General features: G+C 65.7%; 25 protein-coding genes, 1 tRNA gene and 1 pseudogene. 24 read left to right on the top strand and 3 right to left on the bottom strand.

Going from position 1 to position 24,226, the window contains the following annotated elements; all coding sequences use genetic code 11:
• The first annotated feature begins 51 nt into the window (after window positions 1-51).
• The gene (locus tag CPH63_RS16860) at window positions 52-969 is read left to right on the top strand and encodes an oxidoreductase (RefSeq protein WP_096303980.1); all 918 of its coding nucleotides are present in this window, start codon (window positions 52-54) and stop codon (window positions 967-969) included.
• A 53-nt stretch (window positions 970-1,022) separates the two neighbouring features.
• Here the strand turns inward: CPH63_RS16860 and CPH63_RS16855 are convergent, their stop codons facing one another.
• Window positions 1,023-1,364, bottom strand: coding sequence for a hypothetical protein (locus CPH63_RS16855; RefSeq protein WP_096303979.1), 342 nt, complete (start codon window positions 1,362-1,364; stop codon window positions 1,023-1,025).
• Between the two features lie 329 nt (window positions 1,365-1,693).
• Here CPH63_RS16855 and CPH63_RS16850 point away from each other — a divergent pair, with 329 nt between their 5' ends.
• The 7 genes from CPH63_RS16850 to CPH63_RS16820 all read left to right on the top strand — a co-directional run bounded on the left by CPH63_RS16850 (window position 1,694) and on the right by CPH63_RS16820 (window position 6,466).
• A complete protein-coding gene (locus tag CPH63_RS16850; protein WP_157749614.1) occupies window positions 1,694-2,518 on the top strand; it encodes a heparin lyase I family protein in 825 nt (274 codons plus the stop codon).
• Between the two features lie 122 nt (window positions 2,519-2,640).
• Window positions 2,641-3,057, top strand: coding sequence for a Fur family transcriptional regulator (locus CPH63_RS16845; protein WP_096303977.1), 417 nt, complete (start codon window positions 2,641-2,643; stop codon window positions 3,055-3,057).
• Between the two features lie 125 nt (window positions 3,058-3,182).
• Window positions 3,183-4,166 (top strand): metal ABC transporter solute-binding protein, Zn/Mn family, encoded by a 984-nt coding sequence (locus CPH63_RS16840; RefSeq protein WP_197704398.1) that lies wholly within the window; start codon window positions 3,183-3,185, stop codon window positions 4,164-4,166.
• Between the two features lie 25 nt (window positions 4,167-4,191).
• On the top strand, window positions 4,192-5,094 hold the full coding sequence (locus CPH63_RS16835) for a metal ABC transporter ATP-binding protein (protein WP_197704397.1): 903 nt from the start codon (window positions 4,192-4,194) through the stop codon (window positions 5,092-5,094).
• Window positions 5,091-5,927: a metal ABC transporter permease gene (locus tag CPH63_RS16830; RefSeq protein WP_096303976.1), complete on the top strand. Its 837-nt coding sequence runs from the start codon at window positions 5,091-5,093 to the stop codon at window positions 5,925-5,927. Before CPH63_RS16835 ends, CPH63_RS16830 begins: the two co-directional genes overlap by 4 nt.
• Entirely contained in the window at window positions 5,924-6,316 is a 393-nt protein-coding gene (locus CPH63_RS16825; RefSeq protein ID WP_096303975.1) for a TIGR02611 family protein, read from the top strand. Before CPH63_RS16830 ends, CPH63_RS16825 begins: the two co-directional genes overlap by 4 nt.
• 78 nt (window positions 6,317-6,394) lie before the next feature.
• Window positions 6,395-6,466, top strand: a tRNA-Val gene (locus tag CPH63_RS16820).
• Between the two features lie 197 nt (window positions 6,467-6,663).
• On the opposite strand, the gene CPH63_RS16815 is transcribed toward CPH63_RS16820, so the two are convergent.
• Window positions 6,664-9,735 carry an SdrD B-like domain-containing protein gene (locus tag CPH63_RS16815; protein WP_157749613.1) on the bottom strand — a complete coding sequence of 1,024 codons (3,072 nt, stop codon included), beginning with the start codon at window positions 9,733-9,735 and terminating at the stop codon, window positions 6,664-6,666.
• Window positions 9,736-9,935: 200 nt separating this feature from the next.
• Here CPH63_RS16815 and thrS point away from each other — a divergent pair, with 200 nt between their 5' ends.
• The 6 genes from thrS (at window position 9,936) to CPH63_RS16780 (ending at window position 15,898) form a co-directional block, all read left to right on the top strand.
• Entirely contained in the window at window positions 9,936-11,978 is a 2,043-nt protein-coding gene (gene thrS, locus CPH63_RS16810) for a threonine--tRNA ligase (protein WP_096305228.1), read from the top strand.
• Complete coding sequence (locus CPH63_RS16805; RefSeq protein WP_096303973.1) at window positions 11,978-12,580, top strand: HIT domain-containing protein; 603 nt, start codon at window positions 11,978-11,980, stop codon at window positions 12,578-12,580. Before thrS ends, CPH63_RS16805 begins: the two co-directional genes overlap by 1 nt.
• On the top strand, window positions 12,577-13,659 hold the full coding sequence (locus CPH63_RS16800) for an amidohydrolase family protein (protein ID WP_096303972.1): 1,083 nt from the start codon (window positions 12,577-12,579) through the stop codon (window positions 13,657-13,659). Before CPH63_RS16805 ends, CPH63_RS16800 begins: the two co-directional genes overlap by 4 nt.
• 275 nt (window positions 13,660-13,934) lie before the next feature.
• The gene (locus CPH63_RS16790; RefSeq protein ID WP_096303970.1) at window positions 13,935-14,615 is read left to right on the top strand and encodes a LuxR C-terminal-related transcriptional regulator; all 681 of its coding nucleotides are present in this window, start codon (window positions 13,935-13,937) and stop codon (window positions 14,613-14,615) included.
• A gap of 99 nt (window positions 14,616-14,714) precedes the next feature.
• Window positions 14,715-15,527 (top strand): hypothetical protein, encoded by an 813-nt coding sequence (locus CPH63_RS16785; protein ID WP_157749612.1) that lies wholly within the window; start codon window positions 14,715-14,717, stop codon window positions 15,525-15,527.
• On the top strand, window positions 15,524-15,898 hold the full coding sequence (locus tag CPH63_RS16780; protein ID WP_096303968.1) for a hypothetical protein: 375 nt from the start codon (window positions 15,524-15,526) through the stop codon (window positions 15,896-15,898). The genes CPH63_RS16785 and CPH63_RS16780 overlap by 4 nt, the downstream gene beginning before the upstream one ends.
• A gap of 26 nt (window positions 15,899-15,924) precedes the next feature.
• Here CPH63_RS16780 and CPH63_RS16775 read toward each other — a convergent pair whose 3' ends face one another.
• Entirely contained in the window at window positions 15,925-17,364 is a 1,440-nt protein-coding gene (locus CPH63_RS16775) for a glycoside hydrolase family 1 protein (protein WP_096303967.1), read from the bottom strand.
• A 407-nt stretch (window positions 17,365-17,771) separates the two neighbouring features.
• Between CPH63_RS16775 and rpsP the strand changes: the two genes are divergently transcribed.
• The 10 genes and pseudogenes from rpsP (at window position 17,772) to CPH63_RS16725 (ending at window position 24,155) form a co-directional block, all read left to right on the top strand.
• The gene (gene rpsP, locus CPH63_RS16770) at window positions 17,772-18,293 is read left to right on the top strand and encodes a 30S ribosomal protein S16 (protein ID WP_096303966.1); all 522 of its coding nucleotides are present in this window, start codon (window positions 17,772-17,774) and stop codon (window positions 18,291-18,293) included.
• A gap of 1 nt (window position 18,294) precedes the next feature.
• Window positions 18,295-18,531 (top strand): RNA-binding protein, encoded by a 237-nt coding sequence (locus tag CPH63_RS16765; protein ID WP_091356997.1) that lies wholly within the window; start codon window positions 18,295-18,297, stop codon window positions 18,529-18,531.
• A gap of 19 nt (window positions 18,532-18,550) precedes the next feature.
• Window positions 18,551-19,081, top strand: a complete 531-nt coding sequence (rimM, locus tag CPH63_RS16760; RefSeq protein WP_206745572.1) for a ribosome maturation factor RimM — start codon at window positions 18,551-18,553, stop codon at window positions 19,079-19,081.
• Window positions 19,078-19,815 (top strand): tRNA (guanosine(37)-N1)-methyltransferase TrmD, encoded by a 738-nt coding sequence (trmD, locus tag CPH63_RS16755; protein ID WP_241895706.1) that lies wholly within the window; start codon window positions 19,078-19,080, stop codon window positions 19,813-19,815. Before rimM ends, trmD begins: the two co-directional genes overlap by 4 nt.
• Window positions 19,816-20,092: 277 nt before the next feature.
• Window positions 20,093-20,449: a 50S ribosomal protein L19 gene (gene rplS / locus CPH63_RS16750; protein ID WP_096303965.1), complete on the top strand. Its 357-nt coding sequence runs from the start codon at window positions 20,093-20,095 to the stop codon at window positions 20,447-20,449.
• A 20-nt stretch (window positions 20,450-20,469) separates the two neighbouring features.
• Window positions 20,470-21,525 carry a signal peptidase I gene (lepB, locus tag CPH63_RS16745; RefSeq protein ID WP_096303964.1) on the top strand — a complete coding sequence of 352 codons (1,056 nt, stop codon included), beginning with the start codon at window positions 20,470-20,472 and terminating at the stop codon, window positions 21,523-21,525.
• Window positions 21,518-22,009, top strand: coding sequence for an NUDIX hydrolase (locus CPH63_RS16740; protein WP_096303963.1), 492 nt, complete (start codon window positions 21,518-21,520; stop codon window positions 22,007-22,009). The genes lepB and CPH63_RS16740 overlap by 8 nt, the downstream gene beginning before the upstream one ends.
• 8 nt (window positions 22,010-22,017) lie before the next feature.
• Window positions 22,018-22,719, top strand: a pseudogene (locus CPH63_RS16735) (ribonuclease HII); the annotation flags it as partial.
• Window positions 22,720-22,850: 131 nt separating this feature from the next.
• Window positions 22,851-23,177, top strand: a complete 327-nt coding sequence (locus CPH63_RS16730) for a DUF2469 domain-containing protein (RefSeq protein WP_096303961.1) — start codon at window positions 22,851-22,853, stop codon at window positions 23,175-23,177.
• A gap of 126 nt (window positions 23,178-23,303) precedes the next feature.
• On the top strand, window positions 23,304-24,155 hold the full coding sequence (locus tag CPH63_RS16725; RefSeq protein WP_096303960.1) for a GDSL-type esterase/lipase family protein: 852 nt from the start codon (window positions 23,304-23,306) through the stop codon (window positions 24,153-24,155).
• Window positions 24,156-24,226: the final 71 nt, after the last annotated feature.

The raw sequence follows: 24,226 nt of genomic DNA, 5'->3' as shown, positions 1-24,226 counted from the left end.
CGATGGGTGCTCTAAAGTACCGGGCATGGAACCCTGCTGGGACACCTCGCAATGACCGGCGCCACCGCTGGCTCCAGGCACTGGACGGCAGCTGACATCGGTGACCAGAGCGGGCGCGTGGTCGTCGTCACCGGCGCGAACTCGGGCCTCGGGTTGGAGATCTCCAGCCGTCTGGCCGAGCATGGGGCCCACGTCGTGATGGCCTGCCGCGATGTGGCGAAGGCCGGGCGGGCAGCGGAGCAGCTTCGCCGCGACGTTGCGCAGGCGAGCGTTGAAGTCTCCGAACTGGACCTGGCGGATCTGGGGAGTGTCGCGGCTTTTGCCCAGAGTTTTACGGCTAGTCATGACCGTCTGGATCTTCTCATCAACAATGCGGGGTTGATGGCGGTGGACCACTCCCGCACCGCTCAGGGATTCGAGATGCAGTTCGGCGTAAACCATCTCGGCCACTTCGCACTCACCGAGCATCTTTTGCCGACCCTCGTGCGAACGGCCGGGTCCCGGGTGGCGACCATGGCGAGCATGGGGCATAGAGGTGGCCGGATGCGGTTCGACGACCTCATGCGCAAGCGAAAGTACAATCGCTGGCTCGCCTACACCCAGAGCAAGTTGGCGAACATCCTCTTCACCAGCGAACTGCAGCGCCGATTGGCGGCGCAGGGGGTGACGACGATAGCGGTGGCGGCGCACCCCGGCTCGTCCCACACTGACCTCGGCACCGAGGGGAGCGGAGTGACGAACCGAGTGACGACGCTCCTCTACCCGATCTTCAGCCAGTCGGTGGCGAAGGGAGCGCTGCCGATGCTCAGGGCAGTCACCGACCCGGACGTAGTCGGTGGTGACTTCTACGGGCCCCGCTTCGTCGTGGCCGGCTGGCCGGTGCGGGAGAGGCCGTCCCGACGGGCTCGCAACGCCGACGATGCCCGCCGTCTGTGGGAGATTTCAGCTGAGCTAACGCATCTCGCCTGAGTCATCAACAACGGCACGGAAGCTCTGGCCGCGGGCGACGTTAGCTAGCAGAGTTAGCCGCGACGCTTGGCGTGTTCGGCGGCTAGTGCGACCAGTCGCCCAGCGGCCAGATGGACGGCCTCCTCGCGGCTGAGCGAATGCGCGTCGCCACCGCTGTCGCGAATCGCGCCACGAATCTGGCGCCGGGCATTGCTGCGGCTGCGGCTGCGGGATGCATGGTCGGAGACTTCGCCGATCGCCTTCACTGCGGCGGCCTGGGTCTGCGTGGTGGCCAGTTGCATAAGGAGTTCGGCCCGCTGGCGCAGTGCCGCGGCGGCGTCGATCGGCTCGACGTCACCGGTCGAGAAGGTCTGGACGCTGATCGGTGGGGGCTGCGGAGTACGTGTGGTGACCACGGGCTCCCGGCGCGAGCGGATAGGCGTTGGTCGATGCCAAGAGTCAGCCCCGTTAAGCATGATTTCCCCCGAAATCTGCGTGATCGCCGCTGGCCGACTCAAAGCTTCGAGTGATCTCAGGTCCCCACCTGGGTCACTCGGCCGGCCATGACGATGTGTTGATCGTGTGAAGAGTCTAGCTGAATTCTGCCCGGACGGAAGGGCGTGACGATGGCTACTCTGCGTCCCGCGCCGGACGCGCAACGGTGATGAAGTTCGTACTTCACCACGAAATTTTCGGGCTCGTCCCCTACGATCAAGCCGCTGGGGCCGAAACAGCAGGAGTTTGTATGATCCCGAATCGCCGGTCCATTGTTCGTTTTGTCGCCGCCCTGGGAATAGCGGCGACCGCCACCATCGGCTCCGCAGTCTCTGCCGATGCCGCAACACCATCGCAGTTCGATGTGACGGCCTGCTCGGTTCCGACCTGGCTAGCCGACTCACATCCGGAGTACGTCAGCAGCGATCCAAGCGTGACCGTTGCCAACACGAAGAGTTCTGTCACCGTTGATCGTGGCCTGAAGGCCGGATCTATGCCGTGTTCGGCTCGCTTCTCCTCCGCCGCCACCGACCGTCGTCTCGAGTTCGCAGGGGCCCCCGAGCAGACGTCCGGTACCACCAAGTACTACGGCTTCAGCATCTTTCTCGACAAGTCCTGGCCGACAAACTCCTCGACGGTCATCTTTCAGTTGGTCGACTATGACGCCACTGCCGCTAGTTGGGCTCCCTCCTTTCAGATGACCGTGCAGGGCGATCAGTTTCACTTCTGGAACTACACCACGCCATCAGGCACGATTGACGCCTCGTCGGCATCGGTGCAGTACCGATTGCTCTGGAGCTACCCGGTGATCACCGGCCAGTGGCTGCGCTTCGAGGTGGGGGTCAACTGGAGTACCGACGCCAGCAAGGGTCAGGTGGCGCTCTGGGGCAATGACAACCAACTGGTCACGCCGACCACCATGCGAACCCTCTACCGGACGGCGGCCGGAGCCCCGACCGTCAGCTACCCGAAGTTCGGGATCTACGGCGCTCCGATGGCGACCGGATTCAAGGTCGCCAACTTCGGCTTCGCCAAGGAGTCAAGCACCTTCGCCGGTGCCCTCCCGCCGCGCTAGTAGCGACTCGATCAGCCCGCGCAGCGCCGGGTGGGGGACTCGTGCCGAGTTCGCCGGCCCGGCGCTGCGCCCTTGCCCGACGGCGCGGCAGTCAACGCTTTTTGGTAACGATTCCTAGTAGCATGGGGGTCGTGGCTCCGGAGACCAAGCACCGCAAGACCCGTCAGGGCGACGCCGTCAAGGCCGCACTGCTGGGCCTGGACGGCTTTCGAAGCGCGCAGGACGTCTACGCCACCCTGCGGTCGGCGGGCGATTCGGTAGGTCTATCGACCGTTTACCGTCATCTTCAGGCCTTCGCCGACTCCGGCCTCGTGGACGTCATCCAGACCCCCGAAGGTGAGGCGACCTATCGGTTCTGTGGCGATGCGACCGAGAAGAAGCACCATCACCATCTGGTGTGTCGCCATTGTGGGCGCGCCGAAGAGATCGAAGCGAGAGCCTTCGAGCGATGGTCGGCCGAGGTGGCGCAGCGGTACGGCTACACCGACGTGGAGCACACGGTCGAAGTGTTCGGTACCTGCGGCAGTTGCGTTCGCTGAGAGCGGCCATCATCAGGCGTGCGTCTCGCTGATCGACTGTGGTATCAATAGTGGGAACCGTTCCCAATTTCAATACGCGGTGAATTGACTGAGTCGAGTCGCCGCGCAGGATGGAATCCACTGTCATGACTCGCCCGGCCCAGAACGTGCTGCGTCGTGGCTGGGCCGGCCAGACCAACCGTGTCAGCCAAACCGACCGACGCGGTCTCCGTTGCCTCAGCGCCCTTGCCGTCGCGACCCTGATGACACTCCTGCTCGCCGCCTGCGGCTCCGACGCGAGCGACCGCGGCGCCGGCAGCGGTGCGCTTCGGGTCGTCGCCGCCGAGAATTTCTGGGGCGACATCACCTCGCAGCTGGGCGGCACCGCGGTGTCGGTCACCTCGATCCTCAGTGATCCGAACACCGACCCCCACGAATACGAGAGCAGCGCGAAGAACGCGGCGGCGGTTGCGAGGGCAGCGCTAGTGATCACCAACGGTGTCGGCTACGACTCCTTCATGCAGAAACTGATGAAGGCGAGTCCCAGTGGTTCTCGGCACGTCGTCAACGTCGAGGATGTCGTCAAGCCGGCGGGGGAGAATCCGAACCCGCATCTGTGGTACCAGCCCGGGTATGTTTTGCGCGCTGCGACCGCGATCGAGGCTGAACTGGCCGAGCTGGTGCCGGCGCAGGCGAGCACCTTCAAGGTCAATCTCGCCCGCTTCGCCGCAGCCGAGCGCAGCCAGGTGGTCGACGTGATCGATCAGATCAAAGCGAAGTACCAGGGCGAGGCGATCGCCTATACCGAGCGTGTGCCCGGATATCTCATCGAGGCAGCCGGGCTGACCCTCGGCGTTCCAGCGACCTTCGCCCAGTCGATCGAGGACGGTAACGACCCCTCCCCGGGAGATGAGAGGTCGTTTGAGTCCGCGCTGACCGACCATCGGGTGAAGGTGCTGCTCTACAACGCGCAGGTCACCAGTCCGGCCACCGAACGGCTTCGGGCCCTGGCCAAGTCGAACGCGGTGCCGGTGCTGGCGGTTACGGAGACGCTGCCCCCGGGCGCCCGGAACTTTCAGACGTGGCAAGGCAGCCAGGCCCGCGCGTTGCTGGAGGCCCTCGGTGGCTGACTCCCGCTGCCCTAAGGTCAACTAGGTGTCCGAGACTCAGAGCTTCCGCGCGGGGCCCGGCCCGAGAATTCCGACGGCCCCGAGTGTCCGGCTCGAGGCAGCGACCCTGCAACTCGGTGGCCGCACCCTCTGGGAGGGGTTGGACCTCAGCGTGGCCGCGGGCGAGTTCATCGCGGTTCTGGGCCCGAACGGCGCCGGTAAGACCAGCCTGCTCAAGGTCCTGCTCGGTCTGAACCGGCTCACTGCCGGGCGGGTCGAGGTGTGCGGGCGTACCCCGCGGCGGGGGAGCAACCTGGTCGGGTATGTCCCGCAGCAGAAGTCCTTCGATCGGGATGTGCCTCTGCGCGGTCGTGATCTGGTGCGGATGGGGCTGGACGGTCATCGCTGGGGGATCGGGCGGCTGAATCGAGAGAATCGCGATCGGATCGATCAGGTGATCGACGAGGTCGGTGCATCCGGGTACGCCGACGCGCCGCTGGGGATGCTCTCCGGCGGCGAGCAGCAACGGTTGCGGATAGCTCAGTCACTACTCGGCGACCCGAAGGTGCTCCTCTGTGACGAGCCGCTGCTCAGCCTCGATCTACAGCACCAGCAGGCGGTTACCGCGCTCATCGATCGCCGTCGCCACCAGTTGGAGAATTCGGTGCTCTTCGTGACCCACGAGATCAATCCGATTTTGCCGATCGTCGATCGCATCCTCTACTTCGTCGGCGGCCGCTGGGCTATCGGCACTCCGGACGAGGTGATGACCAGCGAACGCCTGAGCGCGCTGTACCAGACCGAGGTCGACGTTCTGCGCATCCGTGATCGCATCATCGTCGTCGGCGCCCCAGAGGCGGCCAGCGCCGATCTCGGGTCCGACCATCACCACCATCACTCCGACGGCTACAACGGCGACGGCATTGGCAGCGAGCGGAGACTGCGGTGAACATCTTCGATTATCTGCAGCTCGGGTTCGTCCAGCATGGGCTCATCGCAGCGACGTTGGTCGCCGTCATCAGCGGCATCATCGGCCCCTTCGTGATGCTTCGTCGCGCCGCTTTCGTCGTGCACGGCACGGCTGAACTCTCCTTCACCGGGGCCGCGGCCGGCTTGTTGATCGCCGACGATCCGGTGCTCGGCGCCCTAATCGGAAGCCTGGTCGTCGCGGCGGCGATCGCCGCGCTCGGCACCCGGGAACGCGAGATCGACTCGACGATCGGGGTGATCCTGGCCTTCGGGCTCGGTGTGGGTGTGTACCTGCTCAGCCGCTACAAGGGTTTCGCGACCGAGGCAACGAGCATCCTCTTCGGTCAGATCTTCGGCGTCAGCACTGGACAGATCGCTCTGCTGGTCGTCATCGCCATCGGTGTACTGGTCGTGACGGCGTTGATCTACCGTCCGTTGATGTTCGCGTCTATCGACTTTCAGGTCGCTCAGGCCAGAGGAGTACGGGTGAACGTCGTCGGCCTGATCTTCCTGTTCGCACTCTCCATCACGGTCACCGAAGCCGCCCAGATCGTCGGCACACTGCTTGTGCTCAGCCTGGCGATCACTCCCGCCGCGGCGGCTCAGCGCCTCAGCGCCCGCCCGGGTGTGGTCACCGTGCTCTCGGTCGTCTTCGCCCTCATCGCCAGCGACGGCGGGCTGTTGCTGAGCCTGCAGACCGATGTCAAAGCGAGCGCGCTGATCTCCACCATCAGCTTCGCTTTCTATCTGGTGGCCCGCCTTGTCGGACCGCGGGTAATCGCGCGAAGCCGCTCGGCGGCGCAGGCGTCATGAGCGCAACCGAGAGAGGCGATGCTCCGGGCTCCGATGAGCGCTTCGGCTGGTTGAAGCGGCTGCGGCGAGGGGTGCGTGCGTTGCCCGGCGGAGCGCTCGCCTGGAGAATCGGCGTCGGCCTCCTCGGTCTGCTGATCATCCTCACCGGCATCGTGCTACTACCCCTTCCCGGGCCGGGCTGGGTCATCATCTTCCTCGGGCTGGGGGTCTGGGCCACCGAGTTCGAGTGGGCCTCTCGACTCCTCTCCTTCGCCCGCGAGCAGGTGCGGCGCTGGACGGATTGGATTCTCCGGCAGCCCCGAGTCATTCAGCTGCTTATCGGCCTGCTGGGAATTCTCTTCCTGGCCGCCGTAATCTACGGAACCTGGCGGGTTTCGCGGGCACTCTGACGATTGGCAGCCGGCATCCCAGCGATGGGTATGGTGCGCAACCCGGGTCTGCGGTGCATGTATCCTTATCAGGCCCTAGGGCGCGTAGCTCAGTGGGAGAGCGCTCGCTTCACACGCGAGAAGTCGCTGGTTCGAACCCAGCCGTGCCCACCTTAGAAGGCATAGAAGGCCCTCGACCGATCCGTTTGGATCGGTCGGGGGCCTTCGTCGTTGCTGTACTGCGGCCGGAGTTGTCGGTACCGCGGCAGGCCTCGTCGGTACAGCGGCCGGCGGGCGCGAGGGCATCGCTGCCTTCATCGCCCGCCGGCCGCCACCCGCGACGGCTAACCGCCCGCGACTCTGGGCCGTTAGCCCCGGAGCGAACGGCGGCGCCGCTGCGCGAAGAGCAGGAACCCGATACCGAGTCCGAGCATCGCGGCCGCGAGGGCCAGTGGTCCGACCGAGTTCACTCCAGTGAAGGCCAGATCGTCGGTCCCGCTGCTGGGCGGCGTCAGCGCGACTGCATCCACACCGAATTCGGTCAGGAAGAATCCGAAGTCGAGACTGAGGTCGCTGTCGCCGCCGGCCAGTGCGAGGCTGGTCGCGCTACCGTCGGAGGAATCCGTCTCGCGGGTCCCCGCGCCGGTGACCGTCGTCTGGTATTCGTCGGGCACCGTCGAAGAGAGCACGCTCACCGTGTAAGTGCCGGGAGGCAGATTGCTGAACCCGTACTTGCCGTCGGCGTCGGTCTCGGTCGGGGCTACCGGCGCGCCGGTGAGGTCGGTGACCGGCTGGCCGGCGGAGTCGGTCAGGGTCAGCGTGACACCCGGCAGACCCTTCTCGCCCGCGTCCTGAATCCCGTTGTGATTCTTGTCGATCCACACGTAGTCACCGACGGATACCGGCGAGACGAAGCCGAAGTCCAGTGACAGGTCGTTCTCGCCACCGCTGAGCACGCTGCTCTTGGCGGAGTCGGTATCGGAGTCGACGGTTCGATCGCTGCCCTGGTCGGCCAGCGTCGCCACATCGCCGGTGGGAAGCGACGTCTTGTCGATGGTGACGACGTACTGGCCCGGCGGCAGGTCGCTGAAGAGGTACTTGCCCGTGGAGTCGGTGACCTGCGGCCCGACCGGCTGGCCTTTGATGTCGGTCACCGGCTGCCCAGCGGCGTCGGTGAGGGTCAGCGTGACACCGGGGATGCCCGGCTCGTCGGTGTCCTGAATCCCGTTGTGATTGCTGTCGAACCAGACGTAGTCACCGACGCTGACCTTGCCCGGGTTGCTGGCGAAATAGGGGTTGTGCGATTCCGCCGGCAGCCCGGAGACCACGCCGACGGCCGTGACGTTCCCGACGTCCTGGTGGTCGTCGCCCTGGGCGACGTCGGAGAGGGTCGCCGTGCAGGTAACGCTCGCTCCAGGAAGCAGCGGGCCGGCGGCCCAGGTGAGGCCGCTGGACGGGCCGCCCAGCTTGCTGAAGTCACAGGTCTGGCCGGTCACCCTTCCATTGCTGACCACCGTGTCGGAGACGACGATGTTCTTCAACGCCTCGTTACCGGTGTTGGTGACGGTGTAGACGAGATCGGTGCTGCCGTTGGGCAGGATCACCTTGGTTGCGGCCGTGTCGGCGTCATTGCCGGCGGCGTCCTTCTTCACGATCAGGATCGTGGGCGCCGGAGTCCAGAATCCGAAGTCGAGGCTGAGGTCCTGCTGGCCACCGACGAGCGTCTTGCTGGTTGCCGACCCGGTGCTCGAATCCTTCTCCCGATCGTTGCCGGCCTCGGCCACGGTCGGGAAGAGGCCGGTGGGAACCGACGCCTGGTCAATCGTGACGATGTACTGCCCCGGAGGTAATTCGCCGAAGCCGTACTTGCCGTTGCTGTCGGTGGTGGCGCTGCCGACCGCGTCGCCGTTGATGTCCGTCACCGACTTCCCATCGGCATCGGTGAGCGTCAGCTTGACGTTCGGGATGCCCTTCTCGTCGGCGTCCTGGATCCCATCATGGTTGGTGTCGATCCAGACGTAGTCGCCGACATTCACCTTGCCCGGGTTGCTGGCGAAGTAGGGGTTCGTGTCCGAGACCGGAACCCCGGAGAACTCACCGGCGCCGTTGACGTGGCCGGTGTCCTGGTGGTCGGTGCCCGGAACCACACCGGCGAGGTTGGCCGTACAGGTGAACGAGTCACCGATCGCGAACGGGCCGGGCCAGGTGATGCCGGCCGCCGCGTCCGGATTGGCCAGCGTGGTGCCATCCGGAAGGTTGCAGCTGAGGTCGCTTACCGTGCCGTTGCTCTGCACCTCGTCGTAGACGTGAACGTTGACCAGAGCCTCATTGGAGACCGTGCCGTCGGGGTGAGCGTTGGTGATGGTGTAGACGAGTTGGGTGCTTCCGGTCGGCAGGGTCACCTTGTCGGCCGCGGTGTCAGCGTCATTGCCGGCCGCATCCTTCTTGACGATCTTGACGCCCGGTGTCGAGAGGTCGCCGTTGCCCGTGCCGCCGGCCGAGGTCCGGATGACCGGCTTGGCCCCGGCGGTCTTGACGACGCCGTCGGTGGTGACGGTGGCTGTGTCCTCGAACGTGGTGAGTCTGGGGTTGGTGAGAGTCACCGGAACCGCCAACTGGATGAGCTTGCCGGCGGGCACCGGCTTCGTGTCGTAGGTGTAGCTCAGCGACGTAGTCGAGCAGGTCAGATCGGTACCGAGTGGCAGCAACACGCCGTTGTTGAAGGCGCCGTTGGGGCCGGTGGCATCGCCGAGGCGGGCCTGCACGTTGGCGCAGTCAAACGCTTGCCCGGTGCTGGCCTTATCGGTGATGGTGGTCGTGTCGAAGGGCCCGACGGGCGTCTCGATCGCCCAGATCACGGCGTCCGTCGGGTTCGAGGTGCCCTGATCGTTGCGGTAGAAGTAGCCGAACTTGTCCGGGACGGTGCGGTCGCGGCCGAACGTTCCGCCGATGGTGATGTCCACCGTCTTGTCGATCGAGCCGGTGAAGTGCAGGTGGGTGAGTCCGGGCGCGGTGCCGGGCGTGACCTGGCTGGTGAAGAAGGCGGTTCCGGTGACGTGCTGATGCGTTGCCGCGTAGTCGGTCAGCGTGAAGGTGACCTTGTGGCCGACGATCTTGGCCGTGGCGACCAGGTTGTTGGCTGGGTCGCGCAGATCGAATCCGGAGGGGAAGTCGCCGAGCACGGACGGGATCACCAGATCGAAGGTGTCTCCGGCCTCGGTACCAGTCGGCACCGACCAGGTGAGATTGACCGTTACGGTGTCGGTCGGCTTCGGGTTCTTAGGGCTGACATCGACCGAGGTGATGGCGTTGGTGATGTCTTTGGCACCGGCCCGGCTCGCGGTGTAGGCCAGCAGGCCGCCGACCGCGAGCGCCAGCGCGAGAATCAGCGCGAGAAATTGCTTTTGGCGAGCGCGAATAGGCCGCAGAAAAGTACTCAAAATAGTTCCATCCCCCGATAGGACCACTGGTCGCCAGAAGGTTAACACCGGTTCCTACTACTTGTCGTACCGAAAAGTCTAGGGGGATTGGCGTGACCGACGTGTAAATCCGAAACGCCTCGAACGGCGACCACTAGCATTCAGGGAGATGTTGATCGGTGTTGGCGACGTTCGTCGCCGCTGTCTGCTTACAGGGAGTCATTGTGTCCGTCAGTTCTGTTCAACCTGCGCCCCGCCTTGTGGTGAAGGTCACCGCGGGAACCAGCGCGCTCGACGCGCTGCTGGAGGCCGGCGCCGACCTGAACGGACCGGGCGGGGTCGTTGTCGTACGTGACAGCGAGGGCGAACTGCATGACCTGGCCTGGGTTCCGGAGACGGACGTCGAGGTGACGGCGGTCTTCGCCGCCGAACCGGATGGCCTGGCCGTGATCCGGCACTCGGCCGCTCATGTGGCGGCCCAAGCCGTCCAGCAGCTCTTCCCCGGTACCACCCTCGGAATCGGGCCGCCGGTGGAGAACGGCTTCTACTACGACTTCATGCCGCAGCGCCCATTCACCCCCGAGGATCTGGCCGCGATCGAGAAGCGCATGGGCGAGATCATCAAGTCGGGTCAGCGCTTCTCGCGCCGCCCGATCAGCGACGAAGAGGCCCGCGCGGAGCTGGCCCACGAGCCGTTCAAGCTCGAGCTCATCGGCCTCAAGGGCGGCGCCGCCGCGGAGGAGTCGGTCGAGGTCGGGGCCGGCGCGCTGACCATGTACGACAACCTGGACGCCAAGTCTGGCGAGCGGGTCTGGACCGATCTGTGCCGCGGACCGCACCTGCCGACCACTCGCCGGATTCCCGCCTTCAAGCTGATGCGCACGGCGGCCGCTTACTGGCGGGGCAGCGAGAAGAACCCCCAGCTGCAGCGGGTCTACGGCACCGCTTGGGCGTCACGAGACGATCTGAAGGCCTATCTGGCCCAGTTGGAGGAGGCGGCCAAGCGCGACCACCGCAAGCTCGGCTCCGAACTCGATCTCTTCAGCTTCCCCGATGAATTGGGTTCCGGCCTCGCGGTCTTCCACCCCAAGGGGGGTGTGCTGCGCAAGGAGATGGAGGACTACTCGCGGGCCAAGCACGTCGAGGCGGGCTACGAGTTCGTCAACACCCCGCACATCACCAAGGGCGCGCTCTACGAGATATCCGGTCATCTGCAGTGGTACGCCGACGGCATGTACCCGCCGATGCATCTGGATGCGGAGTACGGCCCGGACGGTGAGGTGCGTAAGCCGGGTCAGGACTACTACCTGAAGCCGATGAACTGTCCGATGCACTGCCTGATCTACCGCTCCCGTGGGCGTTCCTACCGTGAACTGCCGCTGCGCCTCTTCGAATTCGGTGCTGTCTATCGCTATGAGAAGTCGGGGGTCATCCATGGGCTCACCCGGGTCCGCGGGATGACTCAGGACGACGCCCACATCTACTGCAGCCGCGAACAGATGCGCGACGAGCTGACTTCGCTGCTCGGCTTCGTCCTCGACCTGCTCCGCGACTACGGCCTGGACGACTTTTATTTGGAGCTCTCGACGAAGGACCCAGTCAAGTACGTCGGATCCGACGAGGATTGGGAGGTGGCGACGCAGACGCTGGCCGAGGTTGCGACCGCGTCGGGCCTGGAGCTGGTGCCCGATCCAGGTGGTGCCGCCTTCTATGGGCCGAAGATCTCAGTCCAGGCTCGAGACGCGATCGGGCGCACCTGGCAGATGTCGACCATCCAGCTCGACTTCAACCTACCGAAGCGGTTCGAGCTTGAATTCCAGGGCAATGACGGCGAGCGACACCAGCCGGTGATGATCCACCGCGCCCTCTTCGGCTCGATCGAGCGCTTCATCGGAGTACTCACCGAGCACTACGCCGGCGCCTTCCCGGCCTGGCTGTCGCCGGTCCAGGTCGTCGGTATCCCGGTCAGTGAATCGCAGGTCGAGTATCTGCACGAGATTGCCGGCAAGCTCCGCGCCGCCGGTGTGCGGGTCGAGGTCGACGACTCAGCCGACCGGATGCAGAAGAAGATCCGCACTGCCCAGAAGTCGAAGGTCCCCTTCATGCTGATCGCGGGGGAGACCGACGCGGACAGCGGCGCGGTCTCCTTCCGCTACCGCGATGGCGAGCAGCGAAACGCGATCCCGGTTGAGCAGGCGGTGAGGGAGATCGCCGAATTCATCGGCTCTCGGAACAACACGTCGCCGACGTCGGCGCTCTTTTAATGGCGGCCGCTGCCGGCGAGCCGGAGATAGTGCCGGCGCAGGCGTTCGCCGGAGAGGCTGACGGATTCGGCCGGTTGTGGACACCGCACCGGATGGCCTACATCAAAGGTGAGGGCAAGCCGGCGCATCCCTCGGCCGGTGACCACTGCCCGTTCTGTCGGGTCCCGACATTGTCTGACGTCGACGGACTGATCGTCGCGCGCGGAGAGGTGGCCTACGCGGTTTTGAACCTGTACCCGTACAACTCGGGTCATCTGATGGCGGTGCCGTACCGGCACGTGGCCGACTACACCGAGCTTCGAGACGACGAGGTCGCCGAGATCGCGGAATTGACCCAGACCGCGATGCGCACGATCCGCAGCGTGGCCGCCCCGCACGGGTTCAACGTCGGGATGAACCAGGGTGAGGTCGCCGGGGCCGGCATCGCGGCCCATCTGCACCAGCACGTCGTGCCGAGATGGGGTGGCGACACTAATTTCATACCGATCGTGGCGCACACCAGGGTGCTGCCCCAGTTGCTCTCCGACACACGGGCCGCCTTGGCGCAGGCCTGGCCGACGAAGCACTCCGGCGCCGCGGCGGCATCGGAGCCGATCGCATGACGGTGCTCCACCTGCGAGGTGTCTTCCTCCCTGATGAGATCGAGCGCGACGCGTGGATCATCGACGGACGCCTCACGTTCGAGCGCTACAGCGGGGCGTCGGAGACGATCGCCTCCGGTGGCTGGATCATCCCCGGCCTGGTCGACGCCCACTGTCATGTCGGTCTCGCGCCGAACGGCCATCTCGACGACCCGCAGGACCAGGCTGCGCAGGCGATCACCGATCGCGATGCGGGCGTGCTGTTGATGCGCGACGCCGGTTCGCCGGTCGACAATCGCAGCGTCCAATCGCGCGATGACCTGCCGAGGTTGATCAGGGCCGGTCGCCACATCGCTCGACCGCACCGCTACATACGTGGGCTGGGGGTCGAGGTGGAGCCGCCGTCGCTGGTCGCGCAGATCGAGATCCAGGCCGCAGCCGGAGACGGTTGGGTGAAACTGGCGGCGGACTGGATCGACCGTGAGGTCGGCGATCTGGCGCCGGTTTGGCCCGATGATGTGCTGGTGGCAGCGATCGGCCGGGCCCATGAACTCGGGGCACGGGTCGCCGCGCACGTCTTCGGCGAGGACGCGCTCCCAGGCCTGATCGCCGCCGGAATCGACTCGATCGAACACGCGACCGGGCTGACGGCGGACCTGGTCGACTTGTGCGCGGCCCGCGGGATAGCCATCGTGCCGACCCTGGTGAACATCGACAACTTCCCGTCCATCGCCGCCCACGGGGAGGCGAAGTTTCCCCGCTACGCCGCTCATATGCGGGCGCTCTTCGCATCGTCGCGGCCCCGGGTGCGTGATGCGTGGGAGGCCGGCGTGCCGATCTACACCGGTACGGACGCCGGCGGCATGCTGCCGCACGGTCTCATCCGTGACGAGATCCGCTCCCTCGTCGAGGCCGGTATCCCGCAGCCGGAGGTGATCGCGCAGGCATCCTGGCGAGGCCGTGAGTGGCTCGGCCTGCCGGGTCTGGTCGAGGCGGCACCGGCGGACCTGCTCGTGCTCTCGGCCGACCCTCGGGTGCACCTCGACGCGCTCCAGGCACCCCTACGCACCGTCCTGCGAGGCGCGCCAATCCCGGCGTAGTGCGCTCCCCAGCACGTGACTACTACAAGTGACAACCGCATTACGCTCGGCTTCAATAGGGGTCTCTGGATCTACATTGAGGGCGGAGACATCTCTAGATGGGTGCGGACCGGGGTCCTCCGCGCGGAGCTGCAGGCCGTCCGAATGCTGGCCGTCCGGCAGTCAGTCGTCCGGGTGCTAGCGGTCCGGGTGCTAGTGGTCCGGGTACAGCTGGTCCGGGTACAGCTGGCCCGGGCGCGGGACAGCCAGCCCCCGCCGATCCCGCGACTGCTCCGGTGTCTCGCCACCTCAGTGTCATAGCCCCGGCTACTTCCTCGCTCGGCGTGGCACTGTGGGCGACGCTGGCCGCTCGTGGCTGGCAGCCGAGCGAATCGGCGGCTAGCGGGTCCGCCGATCGGCCCACTGCACTTCCGGCGCTGTTCCTGGTCGAGGACGACGCCGGCGCGGTCAGCACCGGCCGCACCGGTGTGGGAGTTTCGGCCTACTCAACGCTGCGTGGCTTCGTCTGCCTCGGGAGTGTTCGCTCGCTGCCGCTACTGATTCCCCTCGCCGCGCGCGGGGCGTTGGTGCTGAACCAGGCGATTCCGTTCTCGGGTCTGGTCCGACTGGTCGAACAGGCGCTTTTAGTCTGCCTAGGCGAGGCGACCGCGTCACGGTCGGCCGAATCGACAGCGACGCTGCTGCGGACCCGCTTCAGTGAGGCGACGGCCCTGGGAACGCTGACCCGGTCTGAGACGCAGACCCTGCGTGCGTTGGTGAACGGTCTGACCGCCATCCAGATCGCCGATGGAACCCAACACTCAGTGCACACGATCCGCAGCCAGATAAAGGCTGTGCTCAGCAAGCTCGGAGTGACGTCGCAGGTAGCCGCGGTTGCTCTGGCCCACCGCGCAGGCTGGCCCGACTGGTTGCCGGTCAGCGCTGACTTCACCAATTTTGGTGATGGCTGGCGGTAACTGTAGGTGTGAAGTTGGCTACGTCCAGTGCGCCCGGTTCGGCTGCGGATACGACGCCTCAAACCCGACGCACCCTCATCAATCGACAGGAGCCATCCGATGGGAATGTCACCGAGCATCAAGCAGCTCGAAGCGAAGGAGACGGAGTTTCGCGCCTATCTCTCGCAATTGCAGACCGAACTCGCGACGAAGAGCGCGGCCGAAGCGGCGAAATTGAAGGACAAGATTGCCGAGTTCTACGACGGCAACAAGTACACCGACGCCAAAGACCTCGTTTCGGGAATGAACTACGACTTCATGCACGAGGCCGAGTTCAGCCTAGAGAACATGCAGGGCATCATCGATGCGATCTCCAAGTCGGTCTTCGCCGGCGGTAAGTCACCGGACGGTGCCAAGGTGTCGAAGGACGGCGCTGCCGCGGCTGCCACCAGCCTCGGACCGGAGGTCGGCGAGATGGCGAATCTGGAGTTGTACATCGCCGGGCAGGTCTTCGATGTGCTGAGTAGCGTGATTCTCAGTTTCGGTACATCGACGACGATCAACTTCAACACCAACCTCCAGTCGAAGCCACTCGGCTACGGCATGCAGATGTTTACCGCGGTCGCGGCCGACAGCTACCAGGCCCAGGCGTTCTTCGACAAGGAGTACATCCACGAGTATCTGTATCTCTACGACGTCAGGTTCTCGGCCCAGCAAGCGAAGGCGGAGATGACCCAGACCCTCATCGAACTCTATGAGGACCAGCTGGCCGCGTTCAAAGCGCGGGAGGAGGACCTGCTGGACCAACTGGTGAAGAAAACACTCACCGACGCCGCTTACGCGACAGCCAACGCGATCTACGACAAGTTGATCGAAGCCGTCAAGAAGAAGGTCGACCAGCTCAAGGTCGCGGCACTGGCGGCGAAGTCATGAATCTGGCCATCTCGATCAAGAACAGCACCACCTTCACGCCGTACCTGACTGTAGTGAATCTGAACAATGCGAATTGGATCGATGGTCAGGGGCTGGCCGTGAATCAGCCGATCGCCGCGGGTCAGCGCATCGTCGGATTGCTGGATGGCGCGCTGCCGTTCAGCGGCGCGATCACCGTGCACTATGGATTCATTCCGCCCGGGCCGAATGGCGCCGACGTGCAGCTGACCTTCGATGCGCAGGATTTCGACGGTCAACCGATGATCGGCTTCAACAGCGACGTGCAGCCGGCGGGCCAGTTGCCCAACACCGATGTCCACCTCATGCGCGACGGTGCCGATTGGGTGCTGCTCCTGGAGATCGCTCCCTAGCTGGATCAGGTGTGAGTCGGGAGTTGCTAGCTGGAGAGCCCGTTCGCGGCGATCACCTTGCTGTACCAGTGGGCTGAGTCCTTCGGGGTGCGCTGCTGGGTGTCGAAATCGACGTGGACGATGCCGAAGCGCTTGGAGTAGCCCCAGGCCCATTCGAAGTTGTCCAGCAGCGACCAGGCGAAGTACCCGGTCACCGGTACGCCGGCGGTGACCGCGTCGAGGATCGCGCCGATATGACCGTCGAAATAAGCGATTCGGTCGTCATCGTGAACGACACCATCGCTGCCGACCTGGTCGTCGTAGGCGGCGCCGTTCTCGGTCACGATCAGCGGGATGCCGGGGTAGTCGGCGTGCACGCGCTCCAGCAGTTCACGCAGGCTGTCCGCCTCGACGCGCCAACCCATGGCCGTATACGGCCCCTCCTGCGGGAGGGCGTAGGCCAGGTCGGTGCCGGGCCAGAGCGAGGGGCGATCACCGCTCTGCGGGTCGTTGATCCACTCCCCGCCGGCCGCAGCCCGGGTGCGCAGGTCGTCGGTCGGTGCCGCGACAAGCGCGGGGCTGTAGTAATTCACCCCGAGGATGTCGATGGGGCGGCTGATCTGCTCCAGGTCGCCATCGTGGACGAAGGACCAGTCAGTGATGTGGCTCGTCTCCCGGATCAGCTCCTCGGGGTAGTGACCGCGCAGGATCGGGTCGAGGAAAATGTCGTTGGAGAGGCGTTCGACGTGTGCGGCGGCGGCGACGTCGGCGGCCGAATCGCTGACCGGACGGACGTTCTGCAGATTGAGGGTGATCGAGACCTGCCCGGTGGCCGGCAGCGTGTCGCGAAGCGCGCCAACCGCTTCGCCATGAGCCAGGTTCAAGTGATGCGCCACGGCCAGCGATTCGGCATTGTTCGTGTGTCCGGGGGCATGCACTCCGGTGGCGTATCCGAGGTACGCCGCGCACCAGGGCTCGTTGTGCGTGGTGAAGGTGGTTACACGATCACCCAGACGCCCGGCTACCGCGGCGGCGTACTCGGCAAAGTACCCGGCGACGTCGCGGTTGAGCCAGCCGCCCTTCTCCTCCAGCACCTGCGGCAGGTCCCAGTGGTACAGCGTCACCAGTGGATCGACGTTGTGGGCCAGGAGTTCATCGACCAGCCGCGAGTAGAAGTCCAGCCCGGCTTCGTTGACGGCTCCGGTACCGCCGGGAAGCACCCGCGACCAGGCGATGGAGAACCGGTACCCGCGCAGGCCGAGTTCGGACATCAGCGCGACGTCGTCGCGATAGCGCTGGTAGTGCTCGACCGCGACGTCGCCGGTGTCGCCACCGACGACTCGACCGGGCGTGTGGCTGAAGACGTCCCAGATGGACGGACTGCGCCCGTCGACGTCGACCGACCCCTCAATCTGGTAGGACGAGGTTGCCGAGCCCCAGACGAAGCCGTCCGGAAAGGCGCGGACTGGGGGATTGGTGGCGGTCATCGGGGGCTTCAGCTCCTGGGGTCGTCGGCGGGCGGGTGGCGGGCGGTGAGTCGGCGGGACCGGCTCGTCTATCTGGTCAGGGCACAGCCGACGGCGGTGAGAGCGCTTCCAGTCGGCGACGTAGAGCGTTTCTCAGTACGGGGCGGATGTCAAACAATTCCGACAACCGGCTCGCGTACCGGGGCACTGATCGGCGCCCGCGATCGGTCGCTGCGCCTCGTTCACGGGCGAATCGGACGGCTGGTGTCGGCCGTACCGCCGAGACGTGGCACAATTGCTAGCTGAGTACCGGCCTGCAGCGGACCCTCTCCCCGCGCAGGCAGGTCCATCCGGGAGTACGGCAGTGAGGTCCCCACCCACAGTTCGTGTTCCCAATCCCTAAAATGAAGTCTGGAGCAACAACAGTCGTGGCAACCAAGATCAAGCTCATGCGTCGCGGAAAGATGCGCGAGCCCCACTACCGAATTGTCGTCGCCGATGCCCGCACCAAGCGTGACGGCCGCGCGATCGAGACGATCGGCGAGTACCACCCGAAGAACGACCCGTCCGTGATCCGCGTCGACGCAGAGCGCGCCGCGTACTGGCTTGGAGTCGGCGCGCAGCCGACCGAAGCCGTCGCCGCGATCTTCAAGGTCACCGGTGACTGGCAGAAGTTCAAGGGCCTCCCGGCGCCGGCGCCCATGCTGGTCGCGCCGCCGAAGCCGGACAAGCTGGCGATCTTCAACGCCGCGCTGGCTGAGACGTCGGGCGAGTTCGATGCGCCGGCTACTACGCCGAAGAAGAAGGCCACGAAGGCCGCTGCGAAGGCCGAGACCGCCGACAAGGCGGAGACCGCCGACAAGGCCGAGACCGCCGACGCCGCTGAGGAAACCACTGCACCGGCTGATGCGCCGGCTGCCGAGGTTGAATCGCCCGCAGAGCAGGCCTGAGATGCTCGAGGATGCCCTCGAGCACCTAGTCCGGGGGATCGTCGATCACCCGGACGATGTGCAGGTCGACATGGTCAACAATCGCCGGGGCCAGCGTCTCGAGGTCCGGGTTCACCCGGACGATCTCGGGCGCGTCATCGGTCGTAGCGGGCGTACCGCCCAGGCGCTGCGACAGGTCGTCAATGGTGTCGGTGGCAAGGGCATCCGCGTCGACGTGATCGACGTCGACCGGCACTGACGCCGGTAGATGCAGCTCTGTGACTGAACCGCAGAACCCGCCGCGACTGCTCGCGGTTGGCAAGATCGGCCCGGCTATCGGGCTGAAGGGCGAGGTCTACGTCCAGCCTTGGACGGACTCGCCCGAAGAACGTTTCGCTCCCGGCTCGGTGCTCAGCACCGAGCCGGGCGAGCGAGGGCCGCTCACGGTGGCCGAATTCCGGGCGCACGGAAAACGCTTCGTCATCCGATTCGACGGCTATGACGGGCGCACCCAGGCCGAGTCGCTACGTGACACCGAACTGCTCATTGCGGCATCGGCTCGCCCCGTGCTCGAGGATCCCGATGATTTCTACGACACCGACCTCATCGGTCTGGCGGCGGTGACCCCGGCCGGGCTCGCGCTGGGTGCCATCAAGGATGTCGTGCACGCCCCCGGTTCGGAGTACTTGGTGCTGCTCCATGAGGAGCGCGAAGTGCTCGTTCCGTTCGTGGCCGAGATCGTTCCGACCGTCGATGTGGCCGCCGGACGGGTCATCGTCGACCCTCCGGAAGGGCTTCTGGAGCTATGAGCGACCCGGACGCAGAGGCCATGCGGCCGCATCCCCAGCTGACGCTCGACGTCATCACGATCTTCCCCGATTACCTCGCGCCGCTGCACGAGTCATTGGTCGGGAAGGCGATCGAACGGGGGCAGCTCGCGGCCCGGATTCACGACCTGCGTCAGTGGACCGATGACATCCACCACAGCGTCGACGACACGCCCTACGGCGGTGGGCCGGGCATGGTCATGAAGCCGGAACCGTGGGGTCGTGCCCTGGACGAGGTTGCTCCGGCGACGAACCCCACCCAACCCCGTTTGGTGATTCCGTCCCCGTCCGGGCGGAGGTTCAGCGCCACCGTTGCGGCTGAACTCGCGGCCGAGCCGTGGTTGATGTTCGCCTGCGGGCGGTACGAGGGGATCGACGCCCGGGTCGTCGACTACGCCGCATCCCGGATGACGGTGGACGAGGTGAGCCTCGGTGACTACGTGCTCTGCGGGGGCGAGGTCGCGGTGCTGGTCATGGTGGAGGCGATCGCCCGGCTGCTGCCCGGAGTGCTGGGCAACGTGCTCTCCGCCCGTGAGGACTCCTTCACCGACAGCGTGGACGGCCTGCTGGAGGCACCGGCCTACACCAAGCCGGCGACCTGGCGCGGAATGGAGGTGCCCGCGGTGCTGCTCTCGGGCAACCACGGCGAAATCGCCCGCTGGCGGGCCGCGGAATCCCAGCGTCGCACTGCGCAGCGGCGGCCGGATCTACTCTGACCTCACTCGGTCGAGCGGCTGAACCGCGCCGCCGGGCCGGCCTCCTGAGTGACGCGTTTTCGCAATCGTTGTCAGATGTGGCACCATGAGAGGGTTGCTCGCACGAACTGGTGCCGACTTGCCGTAACCGGCCGGTTGCGCGGACTGTGCACCCAGCAGCCACCCACCGTACCGATGTGTGTCTCCATGCCTGTGACGCCGAGATGATTTGGACGCCGCAAGTATCGCCACGCCCATCGGCTATTGACCAGAATTTCGAAAAGGAAGCGATCCCACGATGAACACCCTCGACATCCTCGACGCCGAGTCGCTGCGCGCGGACGTCCCCGACTTCCGACCGGGCGACATGCTCAAGGTGCACGTGCGAGTGATCGAAGGCTCGCGTTCGCGTGTTCAGATCTTCCAGGGCCACGTCATTCGCCGCCAGGGTGGCGGCCTGCGCGAGACCTTCACGGTCCGCAAGGTCAGCTTCGGTGTGGGCGTCGAGCGCACCTTCCCGGTGCACACGCCGGTCATCGAGAAGATCGAGATCGTCAGCCGTGGCGACGTCCGTCGCGCGAAGCTCTACTACCTGCGTGATCTGCGTGGCAAGGCCGCGAAGATCAAGGAGAAGCGGGACATCGTCGCCCGCTAAGCGGTCGACCACTCCGCCGTATGGCGCGACACTCAAAGGACGACGGCGGCTCGCCTGGTTTTCAGCCTCCCGAAGACAGTTCGGGAGAGGCAGGGACGCCGAGCGCCCAGATCTGGGCGTACCAACCTGACGCTCCCGCTGGGGCCGCTCCGGCCCAGCCTGTGTACAGCAACATCAAATCGCGGCGTCTGTTGCGTCCGCGGGGCTCGAAGGCGCCGTGGTGGGAACTCCCAGCGCTGATCGCCGTCGCAATCGCGGTCGCCATCCTGGTGAAGTCGTTCCTGGTGCAGCCGTTCTACATCCCTTCGGAGTCGATGGAGAAGACGCTGCATGGCTGCAGCACCTGTTCCGGAGACCGGATTCTGGTCAACAAGCCGGTCTATGACATCCGCGACCCGCATCCGGGCGACATCATCGTCTTCCGTGCACCGGACGGTTGGGACAGCGAGGCCGGCGTCGCGCCGCCGAAGAATCCGATCGCCAAGGGTGTGCGCTGGTTCGGCCAGTTGGTCGGAGTTGTTCCGCCCGACGAGAAGGATCTCGTCAAGCGGGTGATCGCTGTCGGTGGCGAGACGATCCGATGCTGCGACGCCAACGGAAACGTCCAGATCAGCGACGACGGTGCGAGTGGCCCGTGGCGATCGTTGGACGAGCCGTACATCTTCGAACCGCTCGTTCCGGCTCCGAGCAGCAAGCCGGGTGCCCCCGCGGCCGGTGACAACGCCACCTTCGGCCCGATCACCATTCCGAAGGGGCGGCTCTGGGTGATGGGCGACCATCGCAGTGATTCGGCCGACTCGCGCTATCACTGCATAAACGACGCTCCGGGGACACACATCTGCAATCCGGATACCTCGACCGTCGCGGTCGACAGCGTCATCGGCAAGGCGGTCGTCATCGCCTGGCCGCCGTCACGCTGGCGAACCCTCGGCACCCCGAGCACCTTCGAGCAGGCCGCCGCCATCGGTGACGGCTCGATTCCGGTGTTGGCCGGAGCGGCCGTAGTACTGCCCATCGCCGGCCTGCGCCGCCGCCGCCGGCGCCCCCGGCTGCTTCAGCCCACAGCCGATGACTGACTCAGCACCACCAATACCTCGGATCGGTGCGCGCGTCCTGCTGATCGATCCCGTTGGGCGGGTGCTTCTCATTCATGAGCACTTCGACTACTTCGGTCAGGAGCGCCGCACGCATTGGATCACCCCCGGTGGCGGCGTGGAGGCCGACGAGACACTCCAGCAGGCGGCAGCGCGCGAAGTGTTCGAGGAGACCGGCATCGTGGTCGAGGTGGCGGCTCTCGCACCGGTGCACCAGAGCCGCCGAATCTGGTCCGGTGGCGGGAACGTCTACGACCAAGTCGATCACTTCTTCGTCGTCACGCTTGACGCCGCACCAGCCGTGGTCGCTGCGAGTCCGACGCCGGCGGAGGTCGAGGCCGTTATCGGATACCGCTGGTGGAGCGCCGCGGAGCTGTCGGCCACGCAGGAGCGGCTACTGCCGCCCGACATCGCGGATCTGTTGGCCGGGATCAACTCCGAGGCAGCCTCCAACCAGGTAACGTAGCCGGGGTCATGCCCTCAGCCTTTTCCAGCAGAATCGGTGCTCAAGCAGCGTCGGACGTGCTTCCGTTCCGGACTCCTCGAGTCCTGGTGCGGCGCGACGCCGCAGGCCTCGATGCCTACGAGGACGCCCTCTCCCGTGCTGGTTTCGCCGGGATCGCCGGCGCCGACGAGGCGGGGCGCGGGGCCTGCGCCGGGCCACTCGTTGTCGCCGCCTGCATCCTTGCCCCGGGCCGCCGGGGCCGAGTCGAGGGTCTGGCCGATTCGAAGGTGCTCTCCGCGGCCACGCGTGAGCGCCTCTACGACCAGATTGTCGGTCGAGCCGCCGCATACTCCGTCGTCGTCATTCCGGCGGCCGAGATCGACGCGTTCGGACTGCATGTGGCCAACCTCGCCGGCATGCGCCGAGCTATCGCCGGCCTGCATCCGCGGCCGAGCTACGCGCTCACCGACGGCTTCCCGGTACCGGGCGTGGGAGTCCCGACTACCGCGGTGTGGAAGGGAGACGCGGTGGTTGCCTGCATCGCGGCCGCTTCGATCCTGGCCAAAGTGACTCGCGACCGGATGATGACGGAACTGCACGAATCGTTCCCCCAATACGACTTCGCCAAGCACAAGGGCTACGTCACCTCGGCTCATTCGGCCGCACTTCGGCGCTTCGGCCCGTGTCCGCAGCACCGCTTCTCCTACATCAACGTGCGACAGGCCGTCGGTGGCGGCGCCGCCGGTTCGGTTCTCGATCCCGACACCCGGGTGCGCGCCGAGGCGCCGGTGCGTAAGAATGACTACAGGCAAACCCTAACCAGCCGAGCTGAAGAGCTCAGCGCCGGCGAGCAGGAGAGTGCGTGAGCGCTGAGGATCTCGAGAACTACGAGACCGAGATGGAGCTTCAGCTCTATCGCGAGTACAAGGACATCGTCACGCAGTTCAGCTACGTGGTGGAGACGGAGCGACGCTTCTACCTCACCAACGATGTCGACTTGCAACCGCGCAGTGCCGATGGCGAGGTCTATTTCGAGCTCACGATGCGCGACGCGTGGGTCTGGGACATGTACCGGCCGGCTCGCTTTGTGAAGACGGTTCGCGTGGTGACGTTCAAGGACGTCAACATCGAAGAGCTCGACAAGCCCGATCTGGCATTACCCGATACGAAGGACGGCTTCGGCGCGTAGACGGCTCGCGGCGGTTGGCTTCGAACTGAACTCTTCGCTGACGACCTCTTCCCGACCGTCCGGACCGGGGTGCATACTCCGGTGAGGCGGATCACATCGTGGTGATCCCGGCACGGGGGAGTAAGCATGATTCGTCGGAGCTTGGTTGCGTCAGCGGTAGTCCTCTTCACCTTGGTGGCCTCGACGGTCAGCGCGGCCGCGGCGCCGGCGTCGACCGCCCCAGCCCAGTACTACCTGGCCCTGGGTGACTCGTTGTCGAAGGGCTACATGCCGGGACCGGGCGATACCGACCAGGGTTACGTCGACGGGCTCTACGCAGCGTTGCATGCCGAGAACAGCGCACTGCAACTGGTGAAGCTCGGATGCTCCGGGGAGACCTCAGCGACCATGATCAACGGTGGGGTCTGCACTTACTCCGGTGCCGCCTCGCAGCTTCAAGCCGCGACGGCCTTCCTGAAGGCCCACCGGGGTGCGGTCAAATACATGACGCTCGACATCGGCGCCAATGACGTGGACAAGTGCGCACCGGGCGGAAGCGTGGACGTCAGTTGCGCCCTCAACGGGGTGTCGGCAGTCGGCACGAACACCGCCAAGATCCTCGCGTCGCTTCGGCTGGCCGGCGGTTTCACTCCCCACCTGGTCGGCATGACCTACTACAACCCGTTCCTGGCCGCGTGGCTCACCGGAGCCGACGGGCAGAGCACGGCCCGCCTGTCGGATCTGCTCACCCAGCTGCTCAACCTGGTGCTGAGCTCTGAATACCAGGTCTTCGGTGGCCAGGTTGCCAATGTCTACGCGGCCTACAATTCAGGAGACTTCACCGATCAGGCAACCCTCCCCGGCATCGGTGCTGTCCCGGTGAACGTGGCCACGATCTGCACGCTCACCTACATGTGCACGCTGCGCAACATCCACCCGACGGTGACGGGGTACCAGCTCATCGCGGCCACCTTCGCCAAGACTCTCGGGCTCAAGTAACTTTCCACAGCCAGCACCGCTGTCCACAACCTGACTGACGGCCTCCCGCTGAGCCACTTGCTCGGCGAAGC

This window comes from Jatrophihabitans sp. GAS493 (assembly GCF_900230215.1).
GTDB lineage: Bacteria > Actinomycetota > Actinomycetes > Mycobacteriales > Jatrophihabitantaceae > MT45.
Note: the sequence above shows the minus strand (reverse complement) of the source record. Positions and strands in the feature narration are given on the sequence as shown.

Bases quoted from the DNA above. Each gene is read 5' to 3' on its own strand.
- CPH63_RS16765 (WP_091356997.1), top strand. From the start codon at position 18,295: ATGCTCGAGGATGCCCTCGAGCACCTAGTCCGGGGGATCGTCGATCAC.
- rplS (WP_096303965.1), top strand. From the start codon at position 20,093: ATGAACACCCTCGACATCCTCGACGCCGAGTCGCTGCGCGCGGACGTC.
- CPH63_RS16785 (WP_157749612.1), top strand. From the start codon at position 14,715: ATGGGAATGTCACCGAGCATCAAGCAGCTCGAAGCGAAGGAGACGGAG.
- CPH63_RS16825 (WP_096303975.1), top strand. From the start codon at position 5,924: ATGAGCGCAACCGAGAGAGGCGATGCTCCGGGCTCCGATGAGCGCTTC.
- CPH63_RS16845 (WP_096303977.1), top strand. From the start codon at position 2,641: ATGGGGGTCGTGGCTCCGGAGACCAAGCACCGCAAGACCCGTCAGGGC.
- lepB (WP_096303964.1), top strand. From the start codon at position 20,470: ATGGCGCGACACTCAAAGGACGACGGCGGCTCGCCTGGTTTTCAGCCT.
- CPH63_RS16805 (WP_096303973.1), top strand. From the start codon at position 11,978: ATGGCGGCCGCTGCCGGCGAGCCGGAGATAGTGCCGGCGCAGGCGTTC.
- CPH63_RS16725 (WP_096303960.1), top strand. From the start codon at position 23,304: ATGATTCGTCGGAGCTTGGTTGCGTCAGCGGTAGTCCTCTTCACCTTG.
- CPH63_RS16840 (WP_197704398.1), top strand. From the start codon at position 3,183: ATGACTCGCCCGGCCCAGAACGTGCTGCGTCGTGGCTGGGCCGGCCAG.
- CPH63_RS16850 (WP_157749614.1), top strand. From the start codon at position 1,694: ATGATCCCGAATCGCCGGTCCATTGTTCGTTTTGTCGCCGCCCTGGGA.
- CPH63_RS16860 (WP_096303980.1), top strand. From the start codon at position 52: ATGACCGGCGCCACCGCTGGCTCCAGGCACTGGACGGCAGCTGACATC.
- CPH63_RS16800 (WP_096303972.1), top strand. From the start codon at position 12,577: ATGACGGTGCTCCACCTGCGAGGTGTCTTCCTCCCTGATGAGATCGAG.
- trmD (WP_241895706.1), top strand. From the start codon at position 19,078: ATGAGCGACCCGGACGCAGAGGCCATGCGGCCGCATCCCCAGCTGACG.
- CPH63_RS16780 (WP_096303968.1), top strand. From the start codon at position 15,524: ATGAATCTGGCCATCTCGATCAAGAACAGCACCACCTTCACGCCGTAC.
- CPH63_RS16775 (WP_096303967.1), bottom strand. From the start codon at position 17,364: ATGACCGCCACCAATCCCCCAGTCCGCGCCTTTCCGGACGGCTTCGTC.
- CPH63_RS16740 (WP_096303963.1), top strand. From the start codon at position 21,518: ATGACTGACTCAGCACCACCAATACCTCGGATCGGTGCGCGCGTCCTG.